Source organism: Arsukibacterium sp. (genome assembly GCF_033722355.1).
Classification (GTDB): Bacteria; Pseudomonadota; Gammaproteobacteria; order Enterobacterales; family Alteromonadaceae; genus Alishewanella.
In genome coordinates this window covers 1-13746 of the sequence record NZ_JAWVZF010000068.1, presented here as the reverse complement: position 1 = coordinate 13746, position 13746 = coordinate 1, and the positions used below count along the sequence as shown (strand labels likewise).

The window sequence follows — 13746 nt, the reverse complement described above, 5'->3', positions numbered from 1 at the left end:
GGTGGCGCGGGAGCATGGTGGCCTGAGTATGATCATGGTCGATTACCTGCAGTTAATGACCGTTCCCGGGCTCAGTGAGAACCGCACGCTGGAGATTGCTGAGATTTCCCGCTCGTTAAAATCGTTAGCAAAAGAGCTGAAAGTGCCGGTTATTGCCTTATCCCAGCTTAATCGTGGTCTGGAGCAGCGGGCTGATAAACGCCCGGTTAACTCTGACTTACGCGAGTCGGGCTCAATAGAGCAGGACGCCGATTTAATCATGTTTATTTATCGTGATGAGGTTTATCACGAAGACAGCGCAGAGAAAGGTCTGGCCGAAATTATTATTGGTAAGCAGCGAAATGGCCCAATCGGTAAAGTAAGACTGACTTTCCATGGCCATTTTTCGCGCTTTGATAATTATGCAGGCAGTGCCCGCTTTGAGGATGAGTATTAATGTCCCGCCGCCCGGTGGCTCAACTTAATCTGGCCGCGCTTGGCCATAATTTGCAGCGGGTACAGCAACTGGCTCCGGCCAGCAAAATTCTGGCCGTGCTTAAAGCCAACGCTTATGGTCATGGCCTGGCGAAAGTAGCGCAGGCATTAGTTGCAGCCGATGCCTTTGCTGTGGCCCGGATTGATGAAGCACTCGCGCTGCGCACTGCTGGCATCGTTAAACCTATCGTGTTACTTGAAGGCTTTTACGAGGCGGCAGAACTTCCCGTTTTGCTGGCCAATAACCTGCAAACCGTGGTGCACAATGAATTACAGCTGCAGGCTCTTGAGCAGGCAACATTAGAGGGGCAGCTGAAAATCTGGCTTAAAGTCGATACCGGCATGCACCGGCTGGGTATCGCGCCAGAACAATTTGATGAATTCTACCGCAGATTGTGGCAGTGCTCTTCTGTGCAACCGGGTATTCGTTTAATGAGCCATTTTTGTTGCGCTGATCTGCCGGGTGTTGCAAAGACAGAGCAGCAACTGACAATGTTTCAGCAGCTCGTTGCTGATAAAGCTGAACAATGCAGCCTGGCTAACAGCGCGGCTATTATTTGTCTGCCACAAAGCCACTTTGACTGGGTGCGGCCAGGCCTGATGCTGCATGGTATTTCACCATTTGCCGATCAGCAGGGACATCAACATCAGTTACAGCCGGTAATGCGTTTAAGTAGCCGGTTAATTGCAATGCGCCAGATCCAACCGGGTGAAACCGTCGGGTATGGTGCTAACTGGCAGGCAGAAACAGCGACCTGGATTGGTGTTATCGCTATTGGTTATGGTGATGGTTATCCGCGCCATGCTGTCAGTGGCACCCCGGTCTGGCTGGCCGGACGCGAAGTAAAGCTGGTCGGCAGGGTTTCAATGGATATGATTACCGTGGATCTGGGCCCGGAACCCAGTGAGACCATCGGCGCAGAAGCGGTATTATGGGGCCCGGAGCTGGCAATTGAACGGGTAGCACTTTGTGCTGAGACTATTCCTTATGAATTGCTGTGCAACATTACCCCCCGGGTAGACTATCAGTATCTCTGTGAATAACAGCTATTTTACCTGTCGAAACTGACTTCGATATGCACTTTGCCAAATTCTGAATCAAAAGGCATTAAAATCGTGGGGCCCTCACATTTATGAGTAATAGTATGCGCTTTACCCGATACAACTATCGGCGTTGCCATCGAGAATTCGTAGCCCTTATCGCCTAAAATGCGCTTCGCGCCACCTGTCACCATATTGGTAATTTCGCCCACCATATCTGTGACATCCGCATTTATGCTTTTAGGTTTTTCACCCAGCATCCGGTACATGACCTCAAGCGCCAGTCCCTCTTCAAAGCTGACTGAAAACGAACCTTTAATATCAGTTCCCACCATTCCAATAAGACCGGACACATCGCCGCGTGCGACTTCATCTTTTTTAATCCGGGGCTGGCCGGGCACTATAGTTGTACTGGCCATGGTTGCTAACACATTAACCAGAGACGATAAAAACGGGTTTATATACTCAACATTCATGGAACGCGCCTGTAAGTTATACGTTGGAATATACCAGCTTGCTGTTATAAGACTAGGAGCATTTTGTCTATCATACAAGCACGCTTAAATGTTTGCTGCTCATTATGCAACTTGCTGGCATTTATGACAAAAACCGTGAGCTTCAATGGTCTGGTGTTTAATTTTAAAACCTTGTTCTTTAGCCAGGCCACTGAATTCCTGGTGAAGTAACGCCGAATGCAGTTCGCTTACGCTGCCACAACTGTCACAGATCAGCAGCTGGGCCGGGTGATGGTGGCCAAAATGGTGGCACAGCATAAAAGCGTTACTTGATTCAATTTTATGAATAAAGCCCTGCTCCGTTAAAAACTCCAGAGCCCGGTAAATCGTGGCAGGCTTGGCTGCAGGTTCGGTTTGCTTTAATTGCTCCAGCAGATCGTAAGCCCCCATACCACCATCGGTTTCTGCCATCAGACGAAAGACTTTTTCCCGAATGGACGTAAAACGTGCGCCATTTTTATCACAAATGGCTTTAGCCCGGCTAACTAAAGATTCTGTTGACATACTTATTTCTATCTCCTGACAGCAGTCGTTGGCAGTGTAGCATATTGGATGTTAAGTTCCATGCCCCGGCATGCCGGATAATTGTTCGTTTAGGGTCAATTTTTGCAGTATTTGTTGTACACTATGCCGCTTTATCTTAGCTGACTTGCTGCAGGAACCTGACTTTTGGCAATCACTCCCTTGGACCACAAATTTTCAGTCGCACCGATGCTCGACTGGACTGATAAACACTGTCGGTATTTTCACCGGCTGATGACCCGACATGCGGTGCTATATACCGAGATGGTAACCACTGGTGCGCTGATCCATGGCAAGGGCGATTATCTGGCCTTCAACGAAGAGGAGCACCCATTGGTGCTGCAACTTGGGGGCTCAAATCCGGCAGACATGGCTCTTTGCGCTAAAATGGCCGAGCAACGTGGTTATGATGCGGTTAATATCAATGTTGGCTGCCCGTCAGACCGCGTGCAAAACGGTATGTTCGGCGCCTGCCTGATGGCAAAGCCTGAATTAGTGGCCAGCTGCGTTGCTGCAATGCGGGACACCGTTGCTATACCGGTCACGGTGAAAAGCCGGATTGGTATTGATGAGCTAGACAGCTATCAGTTTTTAACAGACTTTGTGGGCACCATTGCTGATGCCGGTTGCCAGCAGTTTATCGTCCATGCCCGCAAAGCCTGGTTAAAAGGCTTGAGCCCAAAAGAAAACCGGGAAATACCGGAGCTGGATTACCCAAGGGTACATCAGCTAAAACGAGACTTTCCAGAGCTGGACATAAGTATCAATGGTGGAATTAAGACGCTTGAAGATGTTATGCAGCAGCTCAAGCTGGTAGATGGCGTTATGGTGGGACGGGAAGCCTATACGAATCCCTACCTGCTAAGTCTGGTCGATCAGTTTATTTATGGTGAACAACAGCCTGTAATGAGTCAGCACGAACTGGTGCGGGCAATGCTCCCCTATATAAAACAGCAAATGGAGCAAGGTGCGCGTTTTTGGCACATTGCGCGTCATATGCTGGGGTTGTTTCAGGGCTTACCCGGTGCCCGGCAGTGGCGCCGCCACCTTAGTGAAAACGGCCATAAAGCGGCTGCCGGACCCGAGGTATTGACTCAGGCACTGGCGTTTGTGCCAGAGCTGAGCGTATCCGGCCAGGCTGGTTAATTGCCTGGTGACGAATTTGACTAAGTTAGTGGTTAATTTTGCCAATTTTTAGTTTTAAATTTTTAAGCAAAAAATTACGGTTGACCATATTAAATTAAAGTTATTATAAATCAATTATATAGGTTTCATTTAAAGTTGGCACAAGCTTTGTAATAGGTAAGTTGTAGTATCAAATAACTTAACTCATTATGAAGGAATATAAAATGAACACTATAGCTGCACTTACTTTATCCGCTGCCGTCATGTTTACTGCAACACCAGCTCAGGCAAATCCTGCTGCTGAAGCTTTACAACAATTAGCAGCGAGTCAGTTAGCTGAACTGAAAGTCACTGTTGCTCAGCAGGCACGGCAGGCGATGGAAAAAACAGCGGCAGAGGTCCGTCAGTTGCTGCAGGCAGACCCTCAGGTAACTCAGCAACAAGAGCAGGCTGAAAAAGCTGACACTAAGCCTGTGGCGGAATAACCAATGCTGACCGCAAGCAGTTTATTGCTGCTGTATTTACTGCCCGTTGTCACTATGTTTTCGGCGTTTATGTTGTGGAGTTTTCTGACGCCGGTGTTAATGTTATGGCACAGAGCGCGGAGTTAGTTGTCCCGGGCTTTTGCCATTTGATGTTTGCTAGTTTGTGCTAAGTCGCTGTTCGTTGCCATGTTTTGGTGTAAGATAAGCTAACCTTGTTAAGGGAGCGTAACATGACTCGACTAGCTGCTTTGTTATTTACCGCAGTTTTCGCTCTGGCAAGCTTGCCTGTCATTGCGACACAATTATCTGTAACTGATGGCCAGATAAGGGTACCCATGCCCGGGCGAACAGTTACTGCCGGCTATTTTACCCTCCATAACAATTCAGCAGTAGCAGTTAAACTGATCTTTGCTGAAAGTGCAGCGTTTGAGCGTGCAGAGTTACATCAACACAGCCATCAGAATGGTGTAATGAGGATGGAGCACGTTAGCTACATTGATATTGCGCCAAACAGTAGTCTCAGTCTGCAACCTGGTGGACTGCATCTGATGCTGTTTGACCCGTTAAAGTCGTTAGTTGCGGGTGAAAACGTACCCGTTATCCTGCATTTTAATAATGGCGAGCAGCTGACGCTCAGCTTGCCGCTGACTGAAATGCCCCGACGCTAAGGATGAGTTATGAATAAACGTAATTTTGCTTACCTTGTGACAGGTTTGATACTGCTTTTTTTTGTTGTAATCAGTTGGTGGGTCAGTCGTGAGCCGGCGCTGATGACGGCAGAGATCGCTGAGCAACAACAACCCGGTTCTGACGGAACAACGGTTGGTTTTGCTACAACAACTGCATTAATTAAGGTCACCGAGACGTTGCTGGATAAGCCAGGTGGTTATCTGGCAAATGATATTTTGCCCCCTTTCAGTCTGCTTGATAATATGCCGGCATGGGAGTTTGGTGTACTGGAAATGTCACGCGATCTGGCGCTGGCTTTTCGGAAAGACTTCAGTCGTTCGCAATCGCAGTCAGCTGAAAATGATTTTCTGAAAGTCGCTCAGCCACAATTTAACATAGATCATCGAAGCTGGGCTATTCCCAGCGCGGAGTCTGAATACCGCAAAGCGATTACTCAATTGTATTTATACCGTGATGCCCTGGCTGACAGCAGCATTGGCGGCAGTCAGTTTTATGCCAGAGCTGACAACCTGCGGGATTGGCTTAAAAATGTTGAAAAACGATTGGGTAGTTACTCTCAGCGGCTGAGCGCCAGTGTTGGTCAGGATCGTCTGAATACCGACCTGGCCGGTGATGTCAGTGCCCGCCAGTCGACTGATGCGCCGCGCCACCAGCTGGTTAAAACCAGCTGGTGGAAGATCGATGATGAATTTTATGAAGCTCGCGGTGCTGCCTGGGCGTTATTACATTACCTTAAAGCGGTAGAGGTTGATTTTGCCGAAGTGCTGCACCGCCGAAATGCCATGGTAAGTTTGCAACAGATCATCCGTGAGCTGGAAGCCACCCAGCAGCCAATCTGGAGCCCGATGGTATTAAATGGCAGTGGTTTTGGTTTGCTGGCCAATCATAGTCTGGTCATGGCAAACTATATTTCCAGAGCAAATGCTGCGCTGATTGATTTGTCAGAATTATTAACCCAAGGATAAGTAAAATGAAAAAACACTTCACCATTCCAACTATGGCAGCGCTTGGGCTAAGTTCCATGTTAGTCACTGGGCAGGCTGCAGCCGACACGCTGCTGGGCGTTTACGTTGGTGGTGACGGCTGGCGCGCAGATGTCACCGGTAGTTTCGGCACCAGCGAACCTGCGCCAGTCTTTAACTTTAACAGCAAAACACAAGGCTCCTATTATATTGCCTTAGAACATCCGGTGCCGGTATTGCCAAATATCAGGTTGGCACATAATCAACTTGATGCAAATGGTATCACGATAATTGACGGGCAATTTAGTTTTGCAGGCGAAACCTTTGTAGTAAACACCACCGTGGCTAATCAGGTCGATCTGACCAATACCGATATTGTGTTGTACTATGAAATTCTTGATAACAGTGTAGTTGCTCTTGATTTAGGTGTTAACGCCAAACATCTTGATGGCTCAGCCTCCGTGACCGAGCAGGCCCAGAATGGCTTACAGGCAGAGCAGTCGGTGTCACAGTGGATACCGTTAGCATATCTGAGCAGCAAAATTGGATTGCCGTTAACAGGCTTAGACATCTTTGCTCAGGGTAGCTATATCGGCTGGAGTGACAGTCGGATGTATGATGTACAGGCTGGTATTGGCTATGAAATAGTCGATTCGCTAGCTGTTGATATCCGGATTAAAGTCGGTTACCGAGCCGTTAATTTACGGCTGGATGATCTGGATAGTCTGTATAGTAATCTGGATTTTAAAGGGGCATTTGCTGGCGTTGAGTTACACTTTTAAAGCAGCAAACGACGCTTTAGCGGCATAAATAGCTAGATGGGTGCAACACCAGAAAACAAGTGCCGGTCGGCGCACACAGCAATGCTTGTTGCCCCTGTAAAATCACTTTATAGTAACGTTACCCTGACCGATGGCAGTAACATTTTGACAAATATTTTCAGACAGGTAATCGTACCCTGGCTGCTTTGTGCTGTTGTGGCTGGGGTCTTTTTACTGATGTGGTATCACTCAGCAAACCGCAACCAGCAAATGCAACAAATTCAGCAGCTTGCTGTCGCCACCAGCTATGCTGTTCAGGCCAGCCTGGCTGCTGATAGTCCTCAGGTATTAGCTGATAAACTAGAGCAAATTTATTATAGTTCTGCGCAACTGGTACAGTTTATCGCTGTCTATGATGCACAATTGCAACTTATCGCCAGCAGCGGGACTGTTGAGCCTGCTTCAACCCTGAATTTTGCGACGGAATTTTATCAGGTGAAGACATTACCTGATGCCACGCAACTGACGGTATTGCCCCTGAGTGCTGGTATTTCGAGCAGACAGTTGGCTGATACAGAACCGTTGCCGGAGAGCGGGTATCTAGCAATACGCTCAGGCCCTGACGCTGCGACACCGGTGTGGTTAATGCCGGTGTCGTTGTTAATCGTCGCCATGGTGATGGGCCTGCTTATCAGCATAAGAGCGTTGAAACACGCTCAACAGCGATTGATATTGGATACCGAACTGATGGTTCATCATTGGCAGCGACTGCAGAATACCGGCCAATACCGCCAGATAGATGAGCCCCTGCTGCCGGTGTTAAAACCGCTGCAGCAGGCTTTTAATGCCCTGGCAGAGGTTGTCTCGCAAAAACAGCAAATGACAGAGCAGTTAATCCCGCAGTTAAATCAGCAACTGCAGCAGGCTGAGCGACAGCAAACTGAATTGCAGCAGCAACAGCAGCAAATCAAAGCATCACAACAGCGGCAACAGGCTCAGCTACAACACTGGTTTGCAGAAAGTTTACTGTTATGGCAACGAGCCGGGCAGCTACCGCCTGATCAGCTGCGGCGATTGACGCAAATGCATTTGCTGGCAGGATCTTATCAGTTCACTGATAAAAATATGCATGGCCAGCCGCTTGTGCTCTGCAACTGGCTGGGAGAGCATCTTGATGAACTTAACGGGATATTACCCTCAGGTGCAGTTTCACTGGATTGGCTGGAACATCCAGCCAATCTGGCTTGTACACTAAGCGTTTGTCACCACACATTGTCCTCATTGCTGCAAGCGTTATTAATGTTATGTCTGCGGGTTGAAGATGTCAGTAAAATTGCCGTTGCTGTTCAGTTAGAGGATGCCGAATTACAGCCGGTATTGAAAATAACGGCCCGTTGCAACGGTAATGGCTTGTCTGATCATTGCCGTGAGCTGATAACAGCAGCTGATTTGCCGCCGTTATCGTGGTGTGACTCAAACATTGCTTTACTGATAGCGGTTCAACGGGCTGGTGCCAGGTTTACTGCGCAGTCACTGGATGGACTGGGGTGCATTTTGCAATTAGCCATTCCTGTGCAGACTGAACGGCTGAGCGTTGCCAAAGAAATTCAACAGATTGTGTTATTTGATTCCAATGCAGAGCGGGGGCAACAACACGCCAATGCTTTAAATGGTTTAGCCGGACAAGTCACTCTGTGTAACAGGCTCAGTGAACTCGAGCCTTTAATTGAGAGCAGAATAGTTGATCTGGTTTTAATCTTTTTACCGCCGGCGGCAGCCAGTTCAGCATGGCAGAAAATACAACATGTATTACAGCAACAGCCTTGTGTTTTGTGTTTTGCTGCAGCAGGTGAAGTACAAACCTGGCAGCGAAGCATGCCAAATGTTTTGGCAAATCAGCAGTTTTGTTTGGCTGAGGTGCAGGCAAAAGCCGGGCCGCGGCCAAACGCGGGCAAACAGCAACACATTTTGGTGGTAGATGATAATGAAACAAATCTGGCATTTGTTCAGGTACTTTTAAAAAACAAGCCGCTGATTTTACATACCGCAACGTCAGCCAGTCAGGTTTTTTCGCTGTGTCATCAGCAGCAATTTGACATGATTTTGCTTGATATTCAGTTACCGGATATATCCGGCGTTGATGTCGCTAAACAGCTGCGCCAGATGCCTGAGTACCAGCAAGTCCCTATTGTTGCTTTCACGGCTCATGCAACACCAGCCGAGATCGAATCGTACCGTGAGGCAGGTATGGATGATATTATTTTTAAACCACTGGAGCCCAGCCGCTTAGACTCGCTGTTGGCCCGGTTCGCATTAGCGACCCGGCAGCATTAGCATGGCAGGTTAAGTTCAACTTATTTAAACGCCAGAACTGCGCTTAGCTGCTGTTGTAAATTAGCTAAATATCCACCATGGGTCGGGCTGTTCAGTAACGGCAGCAACTCGTTACCCACAACCGTGTACTTATAATACTGTAAAACCACGCCGCGTTGCAGTGCAGTGCATTCCAGAGTCTGGCTTTGAAACTGCCAGCTGAAGTGTTGTCCAGGCTGCAGCTCGCCACTTTCAATTTCAATATTATGTAAAATACCAATATCAACCAGATTTAGAATTTGCGGATAAGATAAGCCGAATTGGCTTAAGTTAAGTAAAGCCATCCGCCGTCCGGTCAGCAGTTGCCATAGAGACGGTTTGCAGATGTAGCCAAAGTAAATGCGGCCGCTTTGCTCTTGCCTGCTGCGACAGCTGAGGCTCGCAGCCAGTTGCAGGCTTTGCGCCTCTTTGTAGCTCATCAGTTTAAGGACTTGCAGAGTTTTCAGGGAAAAACGGCCTGGCGTGGCAATTTCGCCTGCCAGTATTTTCGCCCACAATTGCTGCATGCTGTTATTGGAAATATCCAGCACCAGCTCACAGTATTGAGAAAACCAGTCGGGATCAACTTCCTGGGCAGATACCCGCTCCGGACAATATTCCAATGCCAGCGCCATAATTTTTTCCAGATTCTGCTGCTGACGTTCCCGCTGCATTTGCAACCGGCGGTTTACCCGTTGAGCCAGACTGAGATTGCCTTGCGGATCAGGCGCACCAGAGCGGGCGGCAAGTTGCTGATGTTTTGTATTGCCTGGTGTATTGTCTGTAGCGGTTATTTTAGCCTCATCAACGGGCTCAGCTGCTTTACCGGTGACAGGCGTACCAAGATGATAACGTGCCAGCTTCAACAAGCGTTGCTGACCGGAAGCCGAGGTTACTTTACTCAAAATAAATCCGGTATCGATTAAATAATAAATGTTATCTTGGCATTAAGCTGCTGTAGCAGCAAGTGGCGGCAAAAATTTCCGACCAGCTGAGAAAAATTTTAATAAGAGCAAAATAAACGATAATTCGTTTTTTGTTTTACAACGTATACATGTATATTTAAGGCAAGAGACTGATTAAGGCGCAATCATGAAATCGAATGAAACAGATGAAGAATTTCTGTTTTTTGCGGAAGACGAGCAACCCTCGGCTGAACCAGAGCTTGCAGTTGGTGTCTGGAATATCCTTATTGTTGATGATGATGAGGAAATCCATACTGTTACTAAGCTGGCATTAAATGATTTGATTGTCCTTGGTCGTAAACTGATCTTCCACCATGCTTATTCAGGTGACGAGGCGATCCGGTTTTTGCATAACAACCCGAACGTTGCCATGGTACTGCTTGATGTCGTAATGGAGTCTGACGATGCAGGACTCAAAGTGGTACAACGTATCCGCGATGAGCTGCATCTGGAAGAGTTACGCATCGTGCTGCGAACAGGGCAGCCTGGTTATGCACCCGAAGAGAGCGTGATTAAAGAATATGATATTAACGATTACAAAACTAAAACCGAATTAACCCGTGGTAAGTTAGTCACCGCTATTATCGCTTCTATCCGTTCATACCAACAGATCCGCACGATTAACCAGAACCGGATTGGCCTGCAAAAAATTATTAATGCTGGCGCTAACCTGCTGGAGCAGCATTCGCTGCATGAGTTTTCAGAAGGAGTGGTCACTCAGATAGCGTCGTTAATCGGTCTGCATGCTGAAGGCGTGCTTTGCGCTCAGATTGAGGACGATGGCAGTACCAGTGATAAAATCTATGTGCTGGGCGCCGCAGGGCACTATGCGCCTTTTATTAAATGTCAGTTGGATAAGTTAGATAACCCCCGAATTGTTCAGCAAATTCATTTATGTTTGAGTCAGCGGCAAAATATTTTCGGCCAGCATGATACCGTGTTGTACGTTGGCAATGAAAAGCACTGTGCGGCGGTTTACATAGAAACCAACCGGCCGATAGAAGCATTTGACCGGCAATTAATCGAAGTATTTTTAAGCAATATCTCTATTGGTTATGAAAATGTAACGCTGTTTCAGCAGCTGAAGCATGCGGCCTATATAGATCCGCTGACCAAAACGCCCAACCGTAATGAGTTTATTCAAATCCTGCAGGATACCCGCCGGTTCGATGCTGATGGCATGGTTGCCGTGCTGGTAGATATCGACCATTTCTCTGATGTTAATGATGGCCTGGGCCAGGACGTTGGTAATGAGCTGCTGATTGCGCTGACCCTGCGGCTTATTGCCTTTTTTGGTACAAGTAGCCAGCTTGGCCGGATTGGTGCCGACGTATTTGGCTTGGTCGGGCCCGCCCATGAATTGACTCCGGAGCGGCTGGATGAAGTATTTAATGAGCCTTTTCAGGCCTCTGAGCACGCACTGCAGGTAACGGCAACCTTTGGCCTTTGCAGATTGACGGACTCTGCTGAACAAGGCCTGACTATTCTGAAACATGTTTATATCGCCCTGAATAAAGCTAAGAAAAGCATCAGCCAGAACTATCAGTACTATCAGCCAGAAATGGAAGATGAGATGGCTGAGCGCTTATCATTGTTGCGCAAGCTGCGAACTGATTTCAGTCGCGATAAACTCGAATTATGGTATCAGCCGCAAGTGTCGTTAAGCACTAAACAAGTGGTTGGTATGGAAGCATTGTTGCGCTGGCCGGTTGCAGATGGTCAGTATATTTCACCTGCAGTGTTTATTCCGCTGGCGGAGTACTCAGGTTTAATCGTTGAAATTGGCAGTTGGGTACTGGAGCAGGCCTGTCAGCAAATAAGACATCTGGCGATGCAAGGGTACAGTGATTTGCGGATTGCGGTTAATGTGTCGATGCCTCAATTCAGAAACCATCATTTCGTGCAGACAGTGGTTGATTGTGTTAACCGTTATAATATTAATCCAGCCTTATTAGAGCTTGAAATTACCGAATCAGTGGTGATGGACGAGCCAAAAATTGTCATTGATGCGCTGCAAAAACTGAAAAATGCAGGCATTAAAGTTGCAATCGATGACTTTGGTATTGGTTTTTCATCGCTGAGTTACCTGCAGCAGTTACCGTTAGATCGGATCAAAGTGGACCGGGCTTTTGTCCGGGAAGTTACTGAGCCTGCCGGGGAGGTTATTGCCCAGACTATTATTAATCTCGGGAAACGGCTGGGGCTTTCCACTATCGCTGAAGGGGTGGAAACCGAAGCACAGCAAACAGCAGTCACGGCAATGGGCTGTGATGAAATGCAGGGCTTTTTGTTTGCCAAACCAATGCCTGCGGCCGAGTTACTGATGTTTTTAGACGGAAATAATACAAAAAAAGCAGTGAAGTCCTGCTGATGTCAATAAATAAAGCCGCAGAGTGCGGCTTTATTTATTATTTCAGGCAATTAAATAGAAAGGGTTATTTTTTTGCCCGTTCAAATGAGCTGACAATCTCAGCTTTAGCGGCTGCCGCATCCGCCCAGCCCTTAACTTTAACCCACTTACCGGACTCCAGCTCTTTATAGCGCTCAAAGAAATGCTGGATTTGCTGTTTCAGCAGCTCAGGCACATCGTTAATATCCTGAATATGATCATAAAGTTTCGTTAATTTGCTTACTGGTACCGCAATAACTTTCGCATCTTCACCTGCCTCATCTGCCATATTCAGTACGCCAACCGGCCGGCATCGGATAACTGAACCGGGCACCAATGGATAGGGCGTCGGCACTAAAACATCGACCGGGTCGCCATCCAATGACAGTGTCTGGTTAACAAAACCATAGTTGCAGGGATAAAACATTGGTGTTGACATAAAACGATCAACCCAGACGGTGCCGGTATCTTTATCAACTTCGTATTTTATCGGGTCGGCATTGGCCGGTATTTCTATAATAACGTTAATTTCGTCTGGCAGATTTTTTCCTGCTGCAACATCACTTAAGCTCATGGGCTGATCCTCAGGTTCTAAAAGATTCGTTAAAAATGGCGCATATTATAGCGCCGGCATTAAAAATGGCTACGCCTTGTGATAACCGATACAGGTTTCCACTTCATGTTTTGAGCCCAGAATAACGGCTACCCGCTGGTGGATGTCTGTCGGCACAATGTCCATAATCCGCTGGTAGCCGGTAGAACTGATGCCGCCTGCCTGTTCTACCAGAAAGCTCATTGGATTAGCTTCATACATTAGTCGCAGTTTATCTGGTTTTTGCGGATCTTTGTTATCCCGCGGGTAAGCGAAAAGGCCGCCACGGCACAGGACCCGATGCACATCTCCCACCATGGCAGCAATCCAGCGCATATTATAATTTTTGCCGCGGGGGCCGGTTTTACCCAGCAGCAGATCAGCAACATAATGCTGCATCGGCTCCTGCCAGAAACGCTGGTTGGACATATTAATGGCGAACTCAGTGGTATATTTCGGGATGGTAGCCTGAGCTTCAGTCAGTAAAAAGCCACCATAAGTATTATCCAGGGTGTAAAGCCGGGTGCCGTGGCCGGTCGTCAGGGCAAGCATCGTTGATGGACCGTACAGGACATAACCGGCCGCGAGCTGTGCTGTGCCGGGCTGTAAAAATAAGCTGCTGTCGTCAGGCGCTTTGGCCGGGTCGGCTGGCAGAATAGAGAAAATAGTACCAATCAAGCTGTTAATGTCAGTATTTGATGAGCCATCAAGTGGGTCAAATGTGACCAGATACTTACCCTGTGGATTGCCAGCGACAATAGTGTCTTCTTCTTCTGAACTTATCGCTTTCACTACACCCGTTTCCAGGATAACTTCCTTGAGTAACTCATTGGCAATCACATCCAGTTTTTTTTGGGTTTCCCCTTGAATATT

The 13746-nt window shown here is 47.7% G+C and carries 14 protein-coding genes; 9 read left to right on the top strand and 5 right to left on the bottom strand.

The window, feature by feature from the left end; all coding sequences use genetic code 11:
* Positions 1 to 436, top strand: a 436-nt coding sequence (locus R3177_RS08145; protein ID WP_318970542.1) for a DnaB-like helicase C-terminal domain-containing protein, incomplete at its 5' end; no start/stop codon positions are given.
* Complete coding sequence (alr, locus tag R3177_RS08140) at positions 436 to 1518, top strand: alanine racemase (RefSeq protein ID WP_318970541.1); 1083 nt, start codon at positions 436 to 438, stop codon at positions 1516 to 1518. The genes R3177_RS08145 and alr, both read left to right, overlap by 1 nt.
* Positions 1519 to 1526: 8 nt before the next feature.
* On the opposite strand, the gene R3177_RS08135 is transcribed toward alr, so the two are convergent.
* Together R3177_RS08135 and zur are read right to left on the bottom strand one after the other, a co-directional pair.
* Positions 1527 to 1991 carry a chemotaxis protein CheX gene (locus R3177_RS08135; RefSeq protein WP_318970540.1) on the bottom strand — a complete coding sequence of 155 codons (465 nt, stop codon included), beginning with the start codon at positions 1989 to 1991 and terminating at the stop codon, positions 1527 to 1529.
* Between the two features lie 102 nt (positions 1992 to 2093).
* A complete protein-coding gene (gene zur, locus R3177_RS08130) occupies positions 2094 to 2534 on the bottom strand; it encodes a zinc uptake transcriptional repressor Zur (protein WP_318970539.1) in 441 nt (146 codons plus the stop codon).
* A 165-nt stretch (positions 2535 to 2699) separates the two neighbouring features.
* Between zur and dusA the strand changes: the two genes are divergently transcribed.
* The 6 genes from dusA (at position 2700) to R3177_RS08100 (ending at position 8909) form a co-directional block, all read left to right on the top strand.
* The gene (gene dusA / locus R3177_RS08125) at positions 2700 to 3698 is read left to right on the top strand and encodes a tRNA dihydrouridine(20/20a) synthase DusA (RefSeq protein WP_318970538.1); all 999 of its coding nucleotides are present in this window, start codon (positions 2700 to 2702) and stop codon (positions 3696 to 3698) included.
* Positions 3699 to 3901: 203 nt separating this feature from the next.
* Positions 3902 to 4162, top strand: a complete 261-nt coding sequence (locus R3177_RS08120; RefSeq protein WP_318970537.1) for a hypothetical protein — start codon at positions 3902 to 3904, stop codon at positions 4160 to 4162.
* Between the two features lie 230 nt (positions 4163 to 4392).
* Positions 4393 to 4830, top strand: coding sequence for a copper chaperone PCu(A)C (locus R3177_RS08115; RefSeq protein ID WP_318970536.1), 438 nt, complete (start codon positions 4393 to 4395; stop codon positions 4828 to 4830).
* Between the two features lie 9 nt (positions 4831 to 4839).
* Positions 4840 to 5817 (top strand): DUF2333 family protein, encoded by a 978-nt coding sequence (locus R3177_RS08110; protein WP_318970535.1) that lies wholly within the window; start codon positions 4840 to 4842, stop codon positions 5815 to 5817.
* A 5-nt stretch (positions 5818 to 5822) separates the two neighbouring features.
* Positions 5823 to 6596 (top strand): TIGR04219 family outer membrane beta-barrel protein, encoded by a 774-nt coding sequence (locus R3177_RS08105; protein WP_318970534.1) that lies wholly within the window; start codon positions 5823 to 5825, stop codon positions 6594 to 6596.
* Positions 6597 to 6677: 81 nt separating this feature from the next.
* A complete protein-coding gene (locus tag R3177_RS08100) occupies positions 6678 to 8909 on the top strand; it encodes a response regulator (protein WP_318970533.1) in 2232 nt (743 codons plus the stop codon).
* Positions 8910 to 8929: 20 nt separating this feature from the next.
* On the opposite strand, the gene R3177_RS08095 is transcribed toward R3177_RS08100, so the two are convergent.
* Positions 8930 to 9832: a TIGR03899 family protein gene (locus tag R3177_RS08095; RefSeq protein WP_318970532.1), complete on the bottom strand. Its 903-nt coding sequence runs from the start codon at positions 9830 to 9832 to the stop codon at positions 8930 to 8932.
* A gap of 187 nt (positions 9833 to 10019) precedes the next feature.
* Between R3177_RS08095 and R3177_RS08090 the strand changes: the two genes are divergently transcribed.
* Positions 10020 to 12263 carry an EAL domain-containing protein gene (locus tag R3177_RS08090; protein ID WP_318970531.1) on the top strand — a complete coding sequence of 748 codons (2244 nt, stop codon included), beginning with the start codon at positions 10020 to 10022 and terminating at the stop codon, positions 12261 to 12263.
* Between the two features lie 64 nt (positions 12264 to 12327).
* Here the strand turns inward: R3177_RS08090 and ppa are convergent, their stop codons facing one another.
* Positions 12328 to 12855, bottom strand: coding sequence for an inorganic diphosphatase (ppa, locus tag R3177_RS08085; protein ID WP_318970530.1), 528 nt, complete (start codon positions 12853 to 12855; stop codon positions 12328 to 12330).
* Between the two features lie 69 nt (positions 12856 to 12924).
* A partial coding sequence (locus R3177_RS08080) for a class 1 fructose-bisphosphatase (protein ID WP_318970529.1) occupies positions 12925 to 13746 on the bottom strand: 822 nt, incomplete at its 5' end.